The organism is Vibrio sp. Of7-15, from assembly GCF_022347565.1.
GTDB lineage: Bacteria > Pseudomonadota > Gammaproteobacteria > Enterobacterales > Vibrionaceae > NORP241.
On record NZ_JAKRGH010000002.1, the window covers coordinates 221122 to 239105 of the forward strand.

The following is a 17984-nucleotide window of genomic DNA, read 5'->3' on the forward strand; positions in this document are numbered from 1 at the left end:
AGATAAAGGAAGCAATGATGAGCTTATTAGATGTCAAAGATCTGCGCGTAGAATTCACTACCCAAGACGGTATTGTCACCGCAGTAAACGATTTAAACTTCTCACTAAAGCAAGGTGAGACACTAGGTATTGTTGGTGAATCCGGCTCTGGTAAATCCCAGACTGTATTCGCACTGATGGGCCTATTAGCAAAAAATGGTATTATTTCAGGCAGTGCTAAGTTTGAAGGAAACGAAATCCTTAACCTTCCTGAAAAATCGCTGAATAAAGTGCGTGCTGAACAAATTGCCATGATCTTCCAAGATCCAATGACGTCACTTAACCCATACATGAAGGTGAGTGATCAGTTAATGGAAGTATTGATGCTTCATAAAGGCATGGGTAAAGCAGAAGCATTTGAAGAATCTGTTCGCATGCTTGAAGCGGTAAAAATCCCAGAAGCACGTAAACGTATTTCGATGTACCCGCATGAATTCTCTGGTGGTATGCGCCAGCGTGTAATGATTGCAATGGCACTGTTGTGTCGCCCTAAACTGCTTATTGCTGATGAGCCAACAACAGCGTTAGACGTAACGATTCAGGCTCAGATCATGGATCTATTGAATGAGCTAAAAGACGAATTCAATACAGCAATTATCATGATTACCCATGATCTTGGGGTTGTGGCAGGTAGTTGTGACAAAGTACTTGTTATGTACGCTGGTCGTACAATGGAGTACGGTACAGTAAATGATATTTTCTATAACCCAAGTCACCCATACGCAGAAGGTTTGCTAAAAGCGATTCCACGTCTGGATACGGAAGGTGAGATCCTACCGACGATTCCGGGCAATCCGCCTAACTTACTTCGTCTTCCTGTTGGTTGCCCTTATCAAGAGCGCTGCCACCGTGTGTCGGATCAATGTAGAAAAGAAGCACCTATATTGACACCATTTGATGAAGGTCGTTCTCGCGCGTGTTTCTCTGATTGGAAGGCTTGGTAATGGATACAGAAAAGAAATTATTACTTGATATTAACGATTTAAAAGTGCACTTCAGCATTGCTTCTAAATCGGCTTGGCCATGGGCAAAACCTGCAAATTTAAAAGCGGTTGATGGCGTAAATGTTCGTTTGTATGAAGGCGAAACATTAGGTGTTGTTGGTGAGTCGGGTTGTGGTAAATCAACTTTTGCTCGTGCCATCATTGGTTTAGTTGAAGCTACGGAAGGTAATGTTGTTTGGCTTGGTCAAGATTTGACTAAGCTTGAGCATGAAGCGATGCGTGAAAAGCGTAAAGAAATCCAAATGATTTTCCAAGATCCTTTGGCATCGCTTAACCCGCGTATGACTGTTGGCGATATTATTGCTGAGCCACTACGAACTTTTTATCCTGATTTATCTAAGGAAGAAGTAAAAAGCCAAGTTAAATACATGATGGATAAGGTAGGTTTATTGCCTAACGTAATTAACCGTTACCCACATGAATTTTCTGGTGGCCAGTGTCAGCGTATTGGTATTGCTCGTGCATTGATTTTAAAGCCTAAGATGATCATTTGTGATGAACCAGTCTCTGCTCTGGATGTATCGATTCAGGCTCAGGTAGTTAATCTGCTGAAAGAGCTGCAAAAAGAATTAGGCTTAAGTTTAGTCTTTATTGCACATGACTTGTCAGTTGTTAAGCACATTTCAGATCGCGTTCTAGTTATGTATTTAGGTAACGCTGTTGAGCTTGGGGAGTCGGAGGCTTTATTTGCTGATCCTCAACACCCATACACGAAGGCGCTGATGTCTGCCGTTCCTATTCCAGATCCTAAGATCGAAAGAGGAAAATCGGTGCAAATGTTAGAAGGTGATTTACCGTCGCCAATTAGCCCACCATCAGGTTGCGTATTCCGAACTCGTTGCCCAGTGGCAACGGCAGAATGTAGCCAAACAAAACCTGGTTTGAAAGGGGATGACGTTCATTCTGTTTCTTGCTTATTGGTGAATTAATTCAGCCTGTGACAAGGCCTAAGCGCGGTAAACATTTTCCTACCGCGCTTTTTTTGGGTTGTTGTCAAATTAATAAGTCGAGCTTTTGTAAAAGGCAGTCAACAAAGTTACTATCGCTTTGTTAATTGCCTTTTTCTTATTAAATCAATTGACTAGCTTATGGATGTGAGCGCTATTAAACCAGTTTTATGCGTGCGCTATGAGATGGATAGTGTATGTAATTAACGCAGAGCACAAGGATGTCAGACATGCGATCGTTATCAGTTCAATGGAAAATTACTCTTATTGCAGGCTCCTGCCTTCTTTTAACTGCTATTTCTCTGATTGGCTTTTCTCTTTATTCCTCCATTTCAAATCAAGTTGTGATTCAAGAACAGAGTGCAGATTTTGTTTCCAATAAATCTCAACAGCTATTACTGAGTGAAGCCAGTGCTCAAGCAAGGGTGGTACAACAGTATTTAGATGAAGCGAGCTATCGTGCTGAAATGTTGGCGGAAAGCATCCTATTTATCCAACAAAATGCAGAAGAAAATTACACCAACAGTTCTGAATTACGTGGGTCTATTAGTGAATTGCTTCGTCGTTCTGTGGAGCGCTTCGAAAATATTTACGGTGCTTTTGTGATTTTTAAACCAGAGTTACTGGATGGAGAAGACAGCAATTATCATGATGCCGATTACGTGAGTTCAAATGGTAAAGGACGTTTTGCACCATATTGGTCGAAATTAGATAGCTCTAAAGAAGCTGTACTTAAGGTGATCACAGAGGCTGAAATAGCAGACTCTAGTATTGCCAGCAGCGGTGATGCAGCAAACGCATGGTATACATGCAGTTTGAACAATAATCGTATGTGTGTATTAAACCCCTATAAGTTTGATAATCAGAGCAAAGTTAATCTTATCAGCTCAATTACGGTTCCTTTAGTGAAAGAAGGGAAGGTAATCGGTGTGATGGGGATCGACCTTAAAGTTGATGCGCTGCAAGAGTACGTTCAAGTTGCCGATCAAGCTTTGTTTCATGGCGCTGGCTCTGTGAGTGTAGTGAGTGCGAATCGTGGATTAGTTGCCTGGGATTCGACGCCAGCTCGATTGGGGTCAGTTGTGTCTACGCAAGATGGTATGCCAGCTCAGTTAACGTCATGGATAAGTCAGGGTAAAAAACAAGCAAGATGGAGTGATGATGGAAAATGGCTCTATGTATTTACTCCGATTGAGCTAAGTGGCAGTTATTGGGGAGTGGTGATGAAAATGCCACGTGAGAGTATTTTGAGTGATGCCACTTCTTTAAACACCCTTATTGAAGAGCAAGTGGAAACATCCATCAGTACCCAGATGATTACTGGTGTCGTATTCACGACCCTTGGTTTATTAATTATCTGGCTGGCGTCGTTTAAATTAGTGACTCCAATTCGTGAAGTTGTCCGTCGTTTACAAGACATTGCAACAGGAGAGGGGGATTTAACACAACGCTTAGATGTAAAGTCGGATGATGAAATCGGTCAGCTTGCAACGTGGTTTAACCGCTTCTTAGATAAGCTTCAATCGACCATTAAGCAGGTTATCGACACTACCGATGAAATGGGAAATACTTCAACAGAAGCAACCAACATTGCCACAACGTCTCGAAGTGGCAGTGAGGCTCAGTTCCGTGAAATTGATATGGTGGCTACTGCGTCCGAAGAGATGACTCAAACCGCATCTTTAGTGGTGGATAATGCCGATATGGCTGTAAAAGCGGCTGGTGAAGCTGATGAGTCCGCGAAGTCTGGTCAATCAGTGGTTGAAGCATCTGCACAATCTATGCAAGAGCTTGTTGAGCGTATGGCTTTAGCAGTGCCTGTTGCGACGGAACTTGAGAAAAACAGCGTTAACATTAATGATATTTTATCGGTTATTGAAGGCATCTCAGAACAAACGAATTTATTAGCATTAAATGCAGCCATTGAAGCGGCACGAGCTGGTGAACAAGGCCGTGGCTTTGCTGTGGTTGCTGATGAAGTAAGACAACTTGCTAGCCGAACTAACGATTCTATTGGTGAAATTCGTCAAGTTATTGAGCAACTACAAGCTGGAACGCGAAGCGTAGTAACGGCCATTTCTGAAGGTAATCATTTAGCGGTAGAAACGGCTGAGCAAGTGAAACGTGCAGTGGATCGTTTAGGGGATATTTCTGAATCGGTTGCTGCGATACAAGATATGAATAGCCAAATTGTTCGTGCTGCAGAAGAGCAACAGTCAGTATCAACTGAAGTTAACTGTAATGTGTCGAATATACGTGATTTGAGCCAGCAGATCTTAGATCAGGCAGCAGCTTCTGAACGTGTAGGGCAAGATATTTCGGACCTTTCATCCAGGCAGCAAAGTTTGGTGGGGCAGTTTAAGGTATAACTGACTTCTAATAAGTCATTAATAAGCCGCTATGTTTTATGACAATAGCGGCTTTTTTATATCTGATTTGTGTTATTCGTCTGCAGGGAACCATAAGCCTTGATTAGCCAATTGGGTTAGCATGGCAATAAAGGCGGGATTGTCTAGGTGTGTTTCAAGTAACTCTTGGTTGATTAACTCATTATCACACAATGCTTTTGCTGCTGGTGCCAGTTCAGGTGGCAGTTGGTATTTTTCACCGTTGATATAAACAATATTCGCTTGATCTGGGTGGTAAAAAGCACGTAAACCGCCTAATCGGCTTAATGTCTCACCGCTGGCTAAGAAGTCGTATACTTCACTGTTCTGCCAAGGTGGTTCTGCGGCGATAATATCTAGCTCATGACGTGATTGACTTAGGTATTCACCCATGAAGTCTTTGATGCTGTTTTTATCTTCTAAGGCTTTGGAAAGCATTTCAGAGAGCATAGTAAGATCTGATGCTTGGATAGCTCCTGCATTAGTTTGTGTTTTTAACTCTGGGTTGTGGTAGTGCTCATCCCCTTGATCATTGGCAATGATAAAGTCGGCAAAACCACTGAGTAGTTCTTGTTCTTTAGGAGAGCGGAAGCCAACAGAGTAGCTCATTGATGGCTCTAAGGCATAACCATCATGCGGGAAGCCTGGTGGTATATATAAAATATCTCCCGGCTCTAAAACGTCATCAATGATCGGTTCAAAGCCTGTGATTTGTCTTAGCACTGAGTGACGGCAAGTTTCTTCGTATTGTCCTTCATCTTTGGCACCAACACGCCAGTGGCGCTTACCAATCCCTTGAGTAATGAATACATCATATTGATCGATGTGTGGACCTACGCCACCGTTAGGGACTGAATAGCTGATCATTAAGTCATCAATGAGCCAATTTGGAAGTTGGCGGAATGGAGAAACAAGTTTGGCTGCCGTTGGGTGCCAGTGGTTTACGGCCTGAACGATAATAGACCAATTCGTTTCTGGTAAATCATTAAACAGAGATTCATCAAACGGGCCATGTTTGGCCTCCCAATTATCATCGAGATTAGACACAAAACGAGAATCAATTTCTTCTTCCATTGCTAGTCCCGCTAGTTCATCAGGTGTGAGTGGATCTTGGAAGTCTTTAAAGCCACCTTTAATGATTGTTGGCTTTTTTTGCCAATATTCAGAAAGGAATTCTTCAAGGGAAAAAGAGAGTTGGTACATGAGAGATGAAGCCTAAGTCTTGATATAAGTGTTGGTAATTTTAACAGACTGGCTGAAGAATTGAGAATAAAAGAAAGGTTGGCCAAGTGACCAACCTTAATTATGAAGTTTGCGTAAGATTACAGCTTATCAGTTAGCTTAACAGCATCACCGATGTAATTTGCTGGTGTCATCTCTTTCATACGTGTTTTTTCATGTTCTGGCAGTTCTAGGCCGTCGATGAATTCACGCATACCTTCACCATCTACACGTTTACCACGAGTTAGCTCTTTCAGCTTCTCATATGGCTTTTCGATGCCGTAGCGACGCATTACTGTTTGCACAGGTTCAGCCAGTACTTCCCAGTTTTTGTCTAGTTCTGCTTCTAGTGCAGCTTGGTTTACTTCTAACTTGCTGATGCCTTTTAGCGTTGACGTGTAAGCAATGATGGCATAGCCACAACCAACACCTAGGTTACGAAGAACCGTTGAATCAGTTAAGTCACGTTGCCAGCGAGATACTGGTAGTTTCTGCGCTAAGTGGCCAAGTACAGCATTTGCTAGGCCCAAGTTACCTTCTGAGTTTTCAAAATCAATTGGGTTAACTTTATGCGGCATGGTTGACGAGCCGATCTCACCAGCAATGGTTTTTTGCTTGAAGTGACCTAGGGCAATGTAACCCCAAACATCACGGTCAAAGTCAATTAAGATTGTGTTGAAACGTGCGATTGCATCAAATAGCTCTGCAATGTAATCGTGTGGTTCAATTTGCGTTGTGTAAGGGTTCCATGTAACACCTAGAGACTCGGTGATGAACTCTTCACTGAATTGATGCCAGTCTACTTCTGGGTAAGCCGATAGGTGAGCGTTGTAGTTACCTACAGCACCGTTGATTTTACCTAAGATCTCAACGTTAGCGATTTGCTTGTATTGACGTTCCATACGGTAAGCAACGTTCGCCATTTCTTTACCCATAGTAGATGGAGAAGCAGGTTGGCCGTGCGTACGAGATAGTAGAGGGATATCGCGGTATTCTTCTGCTAGCCCTTTAATCGCATCAATTACGTTGCGGATTTCTGGCAGAATAACCGTATCACGCGCTTCTTTTAGCATTAATGCGTGAGAAGTGTTGTTGATGTCTTCTGAAGTACATGCAAAGTGAATGAATTCATTTACTGCGTGTAATTCAGGAACTTCAGCAACTTTTTCTTTTAGAAAATACTCAACTGCTTTTACATCATGGTTAGTTGTACGCTCAATGGTTTTGATGCGTTGTGCATCTTCTTCATTGAACTCAGCAGCAATTTTATCAAGAAATTGATTTGCTTCGGCGCTGAATGCAGGTACCTCTGCAATCGCATCTGTGGCTGCAAGCTTCTGTAACCAACGAATTTCCACGATTGTACGGTACTTTAGGAGACCATACTCACTAAAAATACTACGTAACGCAATCGTTTTACTTCCGTAACGGCCATCGACCGGGGAAACAGCAGTCAAAGCTGACAGTTCCATTTCGTCTCTCCTGAATTGTGAGTGTTTAGATTCTAGCTAGAATGATTTTGGCCTGATCAACCATCTGTTTACGGCCAAAAATAAGATGACGTCGCTTACCACCAACCTGTCGCCACAATACAGCGCAGCGGATACCAGAGAGTAATAAAGCTCTTACTTTATGCTGGTTTGTTGGTTGTTGTAAGACAGCAGGGGTGCCTGATACTTGAATTCGTGGGCCTAATGGGCTGACCACGTCTAAGTAGATGCTGGCAATGTTGCTCAGCATTTGTTCATCGTGCAAATCAAAGTGCATTAACTGGCGATCAGTGGTCTGAATACGATCGCCCAGTTGTGACATACTATCTCTACGAGCACTTAATTTGCGTTCTAAGGCCATTAAGCTGATCAGGTAGCGAGTTAATTCACTACCTGATGGTGAGTTGTCGAAATCTTTGACCAAACATTCCAGACCAACTCGTAAATTTTCCTCGCCATTAAATACAGCAGCAGTACTGTCTGGATTAGTGGCAAGAATCGCGCGTAAAGAGGTTTCTAGTGCATCTTGATCGCAGCGACCATCTCGGGCAACTTGCTGTACTAATGTTGCCGCTTGGCATAAGCCAGCAAAGGCGACAGTTCGGTCAAACAAAGTATTAGCCACGGTGGTTACTCCTTAAATACGCGCTTCAATAATGCCGCCACCTAGGCAGACATTGTCTTTATAGAATACAGCAGACTGTCCTGGTGTGACAGCGATTTGAGCTTCATCAAAAATGACTTTGATATTTTCATCATCAACCGGAATGATGGTGCATGGTACATCTGTTTGGCGGTAACGAGTTTTCACTGTACAAACTAATGGCTCTTTAATGGCTTTACGGTCAACCCAATGAAGTTGAGAAGCCAATAGGCCATTCGATTTTAGTAGTGGGTGATCTTTGCCTTGCACAGCAATCAGCACATTACGCTTTAAATCTTTTTCAGCAACAAACCATGGCGCTTCATTACCACCGCCACCTTTTTGGCCGCCAATGTGAAGTCCTTTACGTTGGCCAAGGGTATGATACATCAGCCCTTGGTGTTCACCGATCACTTTACCTTCAGGGGTTTCAATTTTGCCTGGCTGTGCTGGCAGGTATTTTGATAAAAACTCAGTGAATTTACGTTCGCCGATGAAGCAAATACCCGTAGAGTCTTTTTTCTTAGCTGTAATTAGCCCTTGTTCTTCAGCAATTCGGCGCACTTCTGGTTTTTCGATTTGACCGACAGGGAATAAGCTTCGGGCAATTTGCTCATGGCTTAATGTGTACAAGAAGTAGCTTTGATCTTTATTGCTGTCTTTGCCACGCAGCATTTGAGGTAGCTCGCCATCTTGAGTTGGGAAAGTGCGATCAACGTAGTGTCCCATGGCAATGTAATCTGCTTCTAACACTTCGTCTGCAAATTCAAGGAAAGCTTTAAATTTGATTTCTTTGTTGCAAAGAATATCTGGGTTTGGTGTACGGCCAGCTTTGTATTCTTCTAAGAAGTATTCAAAGACATTGTCCCAATATTCTGCAGCAAAGTTAATGGTGTGGAGTGTGATACCCAATTTGTCACATACAGCTTGAGCATCCGCTAAATCTTCTGCGGCTGTGCAATATTCTTCGTTATCGTCTTCTTCCCAGTTTTTCATGAACAGGCCTTCGACCTGATACCCTTGCTGTTTTAGCAGGTAAGCTGACACGGAAGAATCGACTCCGCCGGACATGCCGACGATTACTTTTTTCTGGCTGTTGTCTGACATTTTATCTCTATTAAATATCACATGAATTCCGAAAACGGATTCTATCAGAAACCAAACAAAGGAAACAGATAGAGATCGAAATCACACTATGATTATTTGTGAATGAGTGTGATTGGAAAGTTGTAGCCCTTTATAAAGTGACTTCTTTCCATTCGCCCGGAGCAAGATCCGCTACGGTCCAATCTGCCATTTTATAGCGAATTAAACGTAGGGTAGGGAAACCAATATAGGCTGTCATTCGTCGCACTTGACGATTTCTACCTTCGTGAATCGTAATTGCTAACCAAGTTGTTGGAATGTTTGCCCTGAATCGAACCGGAGGGTTTCTATCCCATACGTTAGGCTCCGCCATGATTTCCACTTTTGCAGGGAGGGTCATGCCATCTTTTAATTCGACGCCTCTGCGCAGTTTATCTAAATCCGCTTCGGTTGGTGCACCGTCAACTTGCACCCAGTATGTTTTAGGTGATTTAGATTTAGGCTGAGTTAACTTGGCCTGCAAAGCGCCATCATTTGTTAAAATTAAGAGACCTTCACTGTCTTTATCCAGTCTTCCCGCTGCGTAAACATCTTTTACGGGAATGAAATCTGCAAGTGTCGTATCACTCTCTTGGCCTGAGAATTGTGTCAAAACATTAAATGGTTTGTTAAATAAAATTATTTTTTGTGGGCCGCGTTGGCGTTTTTCAGTTTTACGTACACGAGATGGTCTGCGTCCATTTTTAGGGCGTGGTTGCTGGCTTGAGTGAACTTTTGGCTTCATAAGTAGTCGATTCTTTTAACATGTAACAAATGTGACGCGGGTATTATACGGAAATATCTTGATTGGCGTGTAGTTAAATTATCTGCTATGTTTTGCGCGCATCTTACAAAAAGATAACAAATGGACGCTAGGAGTATTATTAAATGGAAAGTAAAGTAGTTGTACCTGCCCAAGGTGAAAAAATCTCTGTAGACGGCAACGGTAAACTAATTGTACCTAACAACCCTATCATTCCTTTCATTGAAGGTGACGGCATCGGTATTGATGTTAGCCCGGCAATGATTAAAGTGGTTGATGCAGCAGTTGAGAAGGCATACTCAGGTGCTCGTAAAATCGAGTGGATGGAAATCTACACGGGTGAAAAATCAACTCAAATCTATGGTGAAGATGCTTGGCTACCAGCTGAAACACTAGATTTCGTACGTGACTACCATGTCGCTATTAAAGGCCCACTAACGACGCCAGTTGGTGGCGGTATTCGCTCTCTAAACGTAGCACTTCGTCAAGAACTTGACCTATACGTATGTCTACGTCCTGTACGTTACTACACTGGTACACCGAGCCCTCTGAAAAATCCAGAACTAACAGATATGGTTATCTTCCGTGAAAACTCAGAAGATATCTATGCTGGTATCGAGTATCAAGCAGATACTCCAGAAGCTAAAAAGGTTATCGAATTCCTGAAAGGTGAAATGGGCGCAACGAAGATCCGTTTCTCTGATAACTGTGGTATTGGTATTAAACCAACGTCTGAAGAAGGCACTAAGCGTCTTGTTCGTTCTGCTCTTCAATACACAATCGACAACGACCGTGACTCATTAACTCTTGTGCACAAGGGTAACATCATGAAGTTCACTGAAGGTGCGTTTAAAGATTGGGGTTACGAGATCGCAAAAGAAGAGTTTGGTGCTGAGCTGCTAGACGGTGGTCCATGGATGACGTTCAAAAACCCTAACACGGGTAAAGAGATCGTTGTTAAAGACTGTATCGCTGATGCGTTCCTACAGCAGATTCTACTTCGTCCAGCTGAGTACGACGTAATCGCAACAATGAACCTTAACGGTGACTATGTTTCTGATGCACTAGCGGCACAAGTTGGTGGTATTGGCATCGCACCTGGTGCAAACATCGGTGATGGTATTGCTCTGTTTGAAGCGACTCACGGTACCGCTCCTAAGTACGCAGGCCAAGATAAAGTGAACCCTGGTTCATTAATTCTTTCTGCTGAAATGATGCTTCGTCACCTAGGCTGGACAGAATCAGCAGACCTTATTATTAAAGGTATGGAAGGCGCGATTGCAAATAAAACAGTGACTTATGATTTTGAACGTCTAATGGATGATGCTCAGCTACGTAAGTGTTCTGAATTTGCAGACGACATGATTTCGCAAATGTAATTGAAATCGGTTGATTGTTTAAAAGCTCAGTAGTTTTTACTGGGCTTTTTTTATAAGAGGGGTACTAGCATTTAGTATGGGGGTTTTAGTCTTAAAAACAAAAAGAGAGCCGATAAGCTCCCTTTTAGTCAGTTTAGTTCTGCCTGCTATAGAACTGCCTATTTAGCGGCTTCACCCTCAAGAGGAGTGATTTCACTAGCATGGAAACCTTTTGGTCCTTCCTGAATTTCGTAAGAAACCGTTTGTCCTGCTTTTAACGTTCGGTAACCTTCCATTTGAATCGTGGAATAGTGCGCGAATACATCGCCATCTTCCCCTTCAGGACAAATGAAACCAAAACCTTTTGCATTGTTAAACCATTTTACAGTACCTGTTGCCATGCTATACATCCCTCTTGCATATCGAATCAGTAGCGCCCCAAGAATTGAATTTAAATGCGCTATAGATGCAGTTTATATCCACTACAGGTAACACTTTAGTAAAAATAGGCCAACAGTCAAGTGCAATTGCGGACATATTGAAACATTTCACCTAAGTATCACAGTTAGGAATAATCTAGCAGCATCAGATGAGACTTATATGATTTGTCATTGGGGATAAATACAAACGAAATCATGCTGACATAAAAGCGAATAACCCCACGGTTTTAGGCTAAAGTCGTAGAGCGGAAGATGAAGATAGAAATGTTTTATTTGCTGGAATACAATTGGTGCATTAGTCTGAGTATATAGGTGGATGTTTTTACTCAGCTACTTTGATATCAGTAGAATGAAATAAGAACTAACTGATTGTTAAGAATGAGATTCTCTACCTAAGTTATAAGTTGACACGATTATGAGTAAGTTATATGAATGGGTAACACCCGATTCTGATATTGCAGAAAAGGAAAAAACCAAAGTTAAGCCACCATCGATGTATAAGGTGATCTTAAATAATGACGATTATACGCCGATGGATTTTGTAATTGAGATCCTAGAAAAATTTTTCTCTATGGACTTGGAGAAAGCAACACAGTTGATGCTCTCCGTACATTATGATGGTAAAGCGATATGCGGAACCTATACCGCTGAGGTGGCAGAAACGAAAGTCGCTCAAGTAAATATGTACGCTAGAGAACATGAACATCCACTACTGTGTACGATGGAGCAGGCTTAGGCTTGTTCTGGCACGCCACCAAAGGTGGTTTTAAGGGGAGGTGCCTATGTTAAATAAAGAACTTGAAGCAAGCTTGAATGGTGCATTTGCTCGTGCAAGAGAAAAACGTCATGAATTTATGACGGTAGAGCATTTGCTGTTGGCACTATTAGAAAATATTGCAGCACGTGAAGCTTTGCTTGCTTGCCGAGCTGATATTGAAGCTCTTCGTAAAGAGCTTGATTCCTTCATCGATCAAACGACACCATTAATTCCTGCTGATGATGAAAGCAGAGAAACTCAACCGACATTGAGCTTTCAACGAGTGCTGCAACGTGCAGTGTTCCATGTTCAGTCTTCTGGGCGAAGTGAAGTAACGGGCGCCAACGTGCTTGTTGCTATTTTTAGTGAACAAGAATCACACGCTGCTTACTTACTTAAGAAAAACGATATTAGCCGCCTTGATATTGTTAACTTCATTTCCCACGGTACAACCAAAGAAAGTAATGATGATTTATCACAAAGCAACAATGAGTTAAGTGATGAATCCCGTGCAGAGACTCCAGCAGAAGAACGATTAGAGAACTTTGCCACGAACTTAAACCAGTTAGCAAAAGTTGGTGGTATCGATCCTCTTATTGGTCGTGACAAAGAGCTTGAACGTACTATTCAAGTCCTTTGCCGTCGTCGTAAGAATAACCCTCTATTGGTTGGTGAAGCTGGTGTTGGTAAAACGGCTATCGCCGAGGGGTTGGCATGGCGCATTGTTGAAGGGCAAGTGCCTGACGTTATCCAAGATTGCATTATCTACTCTCTGGATATCGGTTCACTTCTAGCTGGTACTAAATACCGTGGCGACTTCGAAAAACGTTTTAAAGGTATTTTGAAACAGCTGGAAAAAGAAGAGCATGCAGTGCTGTTCATCGATGAGATCCATACCATTATTGGTGCGGGCGCGGCGTCGGGTGGCCAAGTTGATGCGGCAAACCTAATTAAGCCATTATTAAGTAGCGGTAAATTGCGTTGTATTGGTTCAACGACTTACCAAGAGCACAATACGATTTTTGAAAAAGAACGTGCATTAGCCCGCCGTTTCCAAAAAATTGATATTGTTGAGCCTTCATTAGACGATACGACCAAAATCCTAATTGGTCTTAAATCGAAGTATGAAGCTCACCACGAAGTACGCTACACCAATAAAGCATTGCGTGCCGCAGTAGAGTTATCAGCGAAGTACATTAATGAGCGTCATCTACCTGATAAGGCGATTGATGTTATTGATGAAGCTGGTGCGCGTTGTCGCTTGGCTCCAGTGAGTCGCCGTAAGAAAACGGTGAATGTGGGTGATATCGAATCCATGGTCGCTAAAATGGCACGTATCCCTGAAAAATCAGTTTCATCGTCAGACAAAGATGTGCTGCAAAGTTTAGACAATAAACTAAAAATGTTAGTGTTTGGACAGAATCAAGCCATTGATGTTTTATGTGAGGCGATTAAGCTAAGCCGCGCTGGTTTAGGTGCAGAGAATAAGCCTGTAGGCTCTTTCTTATTTGCAGGCCCTACAGGGGTGGGTAAAACAGAAGTCACCGTTCAGTTAGCAAAATCGTTAGGTATTGAACTGCTTCGATTTGATATGTCTGAATACGGTGAGCGCCACACGGTTAGCCGTTTGATCGGTGCTCCTCCTGGCTATGTTGGGTATGATCAAGGTGGCTTATTAACGGATGCTGTAATTAAAACGCCGCACTCGGTTGTACTACTTGATGAAATTGAAAAAGCTCACCCAGATGTATTTAACCTGTTACTGCAAGTAATGGATAACGGCACTCTAACGGATAATAATGGCCGTAAAGCCGATTTCCGTAATGTTATTTTTGTGATGACGACAAATGCTGGTGTTGCTGAGACTGTTCGTAAGTCGATTGGTTTGATTCAACAAGATCACACATTAGATGCAATGAGTGAAATTAAGAAAGTCTTCACGCCTGAATTTAGAAACCGTTTGGATAATATCATTTGGTTTAATAGCCTTGAAAAAGAGGTGATTTCACAAGTTGTTGATAAATTCATTGTGGAACTGCAAGCTCAGCTAGATGCTCGTGGCGTTTCTATGGAAGTATCAGAGAAAGCAAAATCTTGGTTATCTGATCGAGGTTATGATAAAGCGATGGGCGCTCGTCCAATGGCCCGCGTCATTCAAGAAAATCTGAAAAAACCATTAGCGAATGAGTTACTTTTCGGTGAGTTGACTAATGGTGGCACAGTACGTGTTGATTTAGTGGAAGATGAATTGACCTTTGATTTTAGTAGTGAAAGCGAAGCTGTACACTAAGGTTCATTGATAATATCTCATAATAAAAAACCCGGTATGGACCGGGTTTTTTTATATTCTGTATTTTAATGCAGAAGATTAACGAGCACGGAAGACGATACGGCCCTTCGATAAGTCGTACGGAGTCATCTCCACTGTTACCTTATCGCCAGTAAGAATACGAATGTAGTTTTTACGCATTTTACCAGAGATGTGAGCAGTTACTACGTGACCGTTTTCTAATTCAACGCGAAACATAGTGTTTGGTAGTGTGTCTAGCACAGTACCTTGCATTTCAATTACGTCTTCTTTTGCCATTTAATCCTCTTAGACAGCTTAGCCTGTTTTTTGACTGGCAGATAATGCCTTCAAAATGGGGTGATGTAAAGTTTGGGCTGCATTTTAACCCTGCCATCCACCATTTACTAGCTTTTGATGAGGTTTAAAGCGCACTTTATAACTCATTTGGTGGCATTCATTGATTTGGTAGCCAGGATAGAGCCATTTTTTATTTTTTGTCTGACAATATTGCAGTTGCACTAAGATGCACAATGTCCCAATAGACAGTTTAATATCTGGATCAAAAAATGTGTACATTGCACTAACCGATTGCGGCATTACGTCTGTAACCGCAATTGCAATCAGCCTTCCATGTTTATAAATGTGCAAGAACTGAGTATTCATCCATTTACTGTGGCTAAACTCAAAAAATTGTTCTTTATTTGCAGGAAACATTGATCCACTCTGATGTCGAATACGAATGTATTTTTCGTAGAGATCAAACCATTGGTCATCGAGGGTGTCTTTCATTACCCAATCAAATTCTGAAATGACTTTTTGTAAGCGCTTTTGGCTCTTGGATGGGACAAAGTTGATAGCATCGATACGTAGTGGGGTACAAGCGTTGCAAAGTTCACACATTGGCTTATAGATGGCGTTACCACTGCGTCGGTATCCAGCGGAAAGCAGCATTTCGTAACCTGAGGTTGAATGCCAATGGCTGTCCATGACAACAGCAAGCCTTTCTCTTTGTTCAGGCAAATAGCTGCAGCTTTGTGTTGGAGTAACGCCAACATGTAAAGGGATCTGTTCCATAATTTAAGTATGTACCGAATTACTATTCCAGCAATAAAATAGTTTGTAATCTAGCAATACACAATAGATCAATATGTTAGTTCAGCCATTGTGAATGGTAACAGCCACTCTTGAGTGTGTGCTGTTGGTATTGTTGAAGTTTCTGTAAGAATTCATCACGTTCAAGCTCTATTGCTCCTAGAGAAGCAAGGTGGTCATTCATCACTTGGCAATCAATAAGTTGACCACCATGAGAAGAGAAATGATCGCAAAAATGCCATAGAGCGACTTTTGATGCATTCGTTGCTAATGAAAACATGGATTCACCACAGAAAATGCCGCCGACTTGAATGCCATATAAACCGCCTACCAGTTTGTCATCTTGCCACACTTCAACTGAGTGGCAGCGATGTAGGTTAGCAAGTGTTTTATAGGCTGCTTGCATGTCATGCGTAATCCATGTTTGTTCGATCCCCCGAGTTTCGGCGCATAAACGAATCACATCATGGGTCGCTTTATTTATGCTGATCCGATAGTCGGATTTTCTAAAAAATTTTTTGAGGCTTTTCGCTGGAGAAAACGTTGCTGGGTTAAAAATGGCACGTGGGGCAGGGCTCCACCATAGGATAGGTTCTCCTTCACTATACCAAGGAAAGATGCCCTTATGGTAAGCTGCTAAAAGGCGCTGTGGCCGTAAATCTCCACCAAAGGCAAGTAAACCATTAGGTTCATTCAAGGCCTTATGTGGGGATGGGAAATCTATGTTATCAGCTTGAAGTTCTGGTAAATAAATAGTCATAATTTACTCGTAGAAATAACAACCTAGGAATTATATATGAGAAGTTGGTTATTAGTCTTACTCCTTTTACCTCTAACTGTTTCAGCGGCTTATAACCGGAATGAAGCCCGTGTGGTGAATAAAGTCGTTTATGGTGAGGTTGATTCGGTTCGTTACATCACTCATCAAGAAATGGTTCAGTCAACAGTAAATGGTTGGGAAACATTACTAGGTGCTGCTGTAGGTGGTTTAATTGGCAATCAATTTGGTGATGGTCGAGGGCGAGAGCTTGCAACTGCGGTTGGAGCCATCGCGGGTGCTAGTGTTGCGCATCAAAAGCAGAATCAATTAACCAGTGTAAATTACAAACTGGTGGAGTTATTAGTTAAGACGGAAGAAGGGCAATTAGTCGATATTGTTCAAGACTTAGATTCGAATATGTTGTTTAGTCGTGGTGATGATGTGCGCATTTTATATTTCGATAAGGGAGTACGAGTGGATCAGGCATATTAACCATTATTGGTAGATGATGTTTCACAATGACCTGACTGCGATCTCGCGTTATTTTTCAAAACGTTGGGTCAAAGAATGGAGGTAAACCACCGACCTTCTATACTTTATGATTGCAGGAGGTGGTTATGTCAGAAATCCATGATAAAGAACAGCATGGCATTACGGAAGTAGAATCAGAGCAAGAGCCTTTATGTGGATACAATGATCCTGATGGTCATGTTTGTACTGAGCGGGCAAATGAAAATGGTTTTTGCTATTGGCATGATAAAACCATCATAAAAGATCACCCTGAAGACATTGCATTATTGGAAGCATACGCAAAAAAAGGCGGCTTATTACGAGGGATTAGCTTGCAGCGTGCGCAGTTGAGTAACGTCAACCTTGTCAACCACAATAGTAAAACAGGCTACGATTTAAGTCATGCTGACTTTTACCGGGCCAACCTAAGAGGGGCACACCTTTTTAATATTGATGTCCGTCATGGCAGCTTAATGAAAGCAGACTTACGAGATGCCAATATGCATTGTGCAAAGCTACAAGGTTGTAACTTACTGGGGATTCGGCTAACCAATACGAAAATCGATAACATTGAAGTTGGGAACGTTCTATTGCAGGAGGATTTGGGTCGAAAAGCAGAAAAGGATCATTGTCCGAGAGAGGAGGTTATCGACTTATATGAACAAGCTGAAGAAATTTATCGTGATTTAAGAAAAGCCTCTGAGATTCAGGGGATCTTCACTATGGCTGGCGTTTTTTTGCAAAAAGAGCTAACGATGAGGCGTTTTCAAATGCCGAAATTTTCTGCACGTAGAGCCATGTCTAAAACGGTGGACTTATTCTGTGGTTATGGAGAAGACCCGATACGGGTAGTGCTTTTTTCATTGTTATTGATTTTTATTTCTGCGTTGTTCTATTTTTTCTTTGGAATTGTGTTTGATGGTTCTGTAGTGCAATTTCGGACTGAACAAAGTTTTAGTGCGAATGCCTTAGCTTTAGCTGAATGTTTATATTACAGCGTTGTCACCTTTACAACGTTAGGGTATGGCGATTTCACCCCTATAGGATTTTCCCGTTTGGTCGCGGCAACAGAGGCTTTTACTGGGAGTTTTACCATTGCTCTTTTTGTCGTTGTCTTTGTGAAAAAAATGACTAGGTAAAGTGTGTTGGTCGACTTTT

The 17984-nt window shown here is 42.0% G+C and carries 17 protein-coding genes; 8 read left to right on the forward strand and 9 right to left on the reverse strand.

The window, feature by feature from the left end:
* Positions 1-17: 17 nt before the first annotated feature.
* The 3 genes from MHO82_RS03560 to MHO82_RS03570 all read left to right on the forward strand — a co-directional run bounded on the left by MHO82_RS03560 (position 18) and on the right by MHO82_RS03570 (position 4359).
* Positions 18-983, forward strand: a complete 966-nt coding sequence (locus MHO82_RS03560) for an ABC transporter ATP-binding protein (RefSeq protein ID WP_239182697.1) — start codon at positions 18-20, stop codon at positions 981-983.
* Positions 983-1972: a murein tripeptide/oligopeptide ABC transporter ATP binding protein OppF gene (gene oppF / locus MHO82_RS03565; RefSeq protein ID WP_275440487.1), complete on the forward strand. Its 990-nt coding sequence runs from the start codon at positions 983-985 to the stop codon at positions 1970-1972. The genes MHO82_RS03560 and oppF overlap by 1 nt, the downstream gene beginning before the upstream one ends.
* Before the next feature lie 248 nt (positions 1973-2220).
* On the forward strand, positions 2221-4359 hold the full coding sequence (locus tag MHO82_RS03570; RefSeq protein ID WP_239182474.1) for a methyl-accepting chemotaxis protein: 2139 nt from the start codon (positions 2221-2223) through the stop codon (positions 4357-4359).
* 72 nt (positions 4360-4431) lie between these two features.
* On the opposite strand, the gene MHO82_RS03575 is transcribed toward MHO82_RS03570, so the two are convergent.
* The 5 genes from MHO82_RS03575 to MHO82_RS03595 all read right to left on the reverse strand — a co-directional run bounded on the left by MHO82_RS03575 (position 4432) and on the right by MHO82_RS03595 (position 9601).
* Positions 4432-5580 carry a cupin domain-containing protein gene (locus MHO82_RS03575; protein WP_239182475.1) on the reverse strand — a complete coding sequence of 383 codons (1149 nt, stop codon included), beginning with the start codon at positions 5578-5580 and terminating at the stop codon, positions 4432-4434.
* A 119-nt stretch (positions 5581-5699) separates the two neighbouring features.
* The gene (gene purB / locus MHO82_RS03580) at positions 5700-7070 is read right to left on the reverse strand and encodes an adenylosuccinate lyase (protein ID WP_239182476.1); all 1371 of its coding nucleotides are present in this window, start codon (positions 7068-7070) and stop codon (positions 5700-5702) included.
* Between the two features lie 25 nt (positions 7071-7095).
* On the reverse strand, positions 7096-7713 hold the full coding sequence (gene hflD / locus MHO82_RS03585) for a high frequency lysogenization protein HflD (protein WP_239182477.1): 618 nt from the start codon (positions 7711-7713) through the stop codon (positions 7096-7098).
* Positions 7714-7725: 12 nt separating this feature from the next.
* Positions 7726-8856, reverse strand: a complete 1131-nt coding sequence (gene mnmA, locus MHO82_RS03590) for a tRNA 2-thiouridine(34) synthase MnmA (RefSeq protein ID WP_343299946.1) — start codon at positions 8854-8856, stop codon at positions 7726-7728.
* A 112-nt stretch (positions 8857-8968) separates the two neighbouring features.
* Complete coding sequence (locus MHO82_RS03595; RefSeq protein ID WP_239182479.1) at positions 8969-9601, reverse strand: pseudouridine synthase; 633 nt, start codon at positions 9599-9601, stop codon at positions 8969-8971.
* A gap of 143 nt (positions 9602-9744) precedes the next feature.
* Between MHO82_RS03595 and icd the strand changes: the two genes are divergently transcribed.
* A complete protein-coding gene (icd, locus tag MHO82_RS03600; protein ID WP_239182480.1) occupies positions 9745-10998 on the forward strand; it encodes an NADP-dependent isocitrate dehydrogenase in 1254 nt (417 codons plus the stop codon).
* 158 nt (positions 10999-11156) lie between these two features.
* Here icd and cspD read toward each other — a convergent pair whose 3' ends face one another.
* Positions 11157-11378 carry a cold shock domain-containing protein CspD gene (gene cspD, locus MHO82_RS03605; RefSeq protein WP_239182481.1) on the reverse strand — a complete coding sequence of 74 codons (222 nt, stop codon included), beginning with the start codon at positions 11376-11378 and terminating at the stop codon, positions 11157-11159.
* A 454-nt stretch (positions 11379-11832) separates the two neighbouring features.
* Here cspD and clpS point away from each other — a divergent pair, with 454 nt between their 5' ends.
* Entirely contained in the window at positions 11833-12153 is a 321-nt protein-coding gene (gene clpS / locus MHO82_RS03610; RefSeq protein ID WP_239182482.1) for an ATP-dependent Clp protease adapter ClpS, read from the forward strand.
* 46 nt (positions 12154-12199) lie between these two features.
* A complete protein-coding gene (gene clpA, locus MHO82_RS03615) occupies positions 12200-14464 on the forward strand; it encodes an ATP-dependent Clp protease ATP-binding subunit ClpA (RefSeq protein ID WP_239182483.1) in 2265 nt (754 codons plus the stop codon).
* Positions 14465-14542: 78 nt separating this feature from the next.
* Here the strand turns inward: clpA and infA are convergent, their stop codons facing one another.
* The 3 genes from infA to aat all read right to left on the reverse strand — a co-directional run bounded on the left by infA (position 14543) and on the right by aat (position 16316).
* A complete protein-coding gene (gene infA / locus MHO82_RS03620) occupies positions 14543-14761 on the reverse strand; it encodes a translation initiation factor IF-1 (protein WP_001040192.1) in 219 nt (72 codons plus the stop codon).
* Between the two features lie 84 nt (positions 14762-14845).
* Positions 14846-15538: an arginyltransferase gene (locus MHO82_RS03625; RefSeq protein WP_239182484.1), complete on the reverse strand. Its 693-nt coding sequence runs from the start codon at positions 15536-15538 to the stop codon at positions 14846-14848.
* 76 nt (positions 15539-15614) lie between these two features.
* A complete protein-coding gene (gene aat, locus MHO82_RS03630) occupies positions 15615-16316 on the reverse strand; it encodes a leucyl/phenylalanyl-tRNA--protein transferase (protein WP_239182485.1) in 702 nt (233 codons plus the stop codon).
* A gap of 36 nt (positions 16317-16352) precedes the next feature.
* On the opposite strand from aat, the gene MHO82_RS03635 reads away from it, so the two are divergent.
* Positions 16353-16808: a glycine zipper 2TM domain-containing protein gene (locus tag MHO82_RS03635; protein ID WP_239182486.1), complete on the forward strand. Its 456-nt coding sequence runs from the start codon at positions 16353-16355 to the stop codon at positions 16806-16808.
* Between the two features lie 125 nt (positions 16809-16933).
* Positions 16934-17965: a pentapeptide repeat-containing protein gene (locus MHO82_RS03640; protein WP_239182487.1), complete on the forward strand. Its 1032-nt coding sequence runs from the start codon at positions 16934-16936 to the stop codon at positions 17963-17965.
* Positions 17966-17984: the final 19 nt, after the last annotated feature.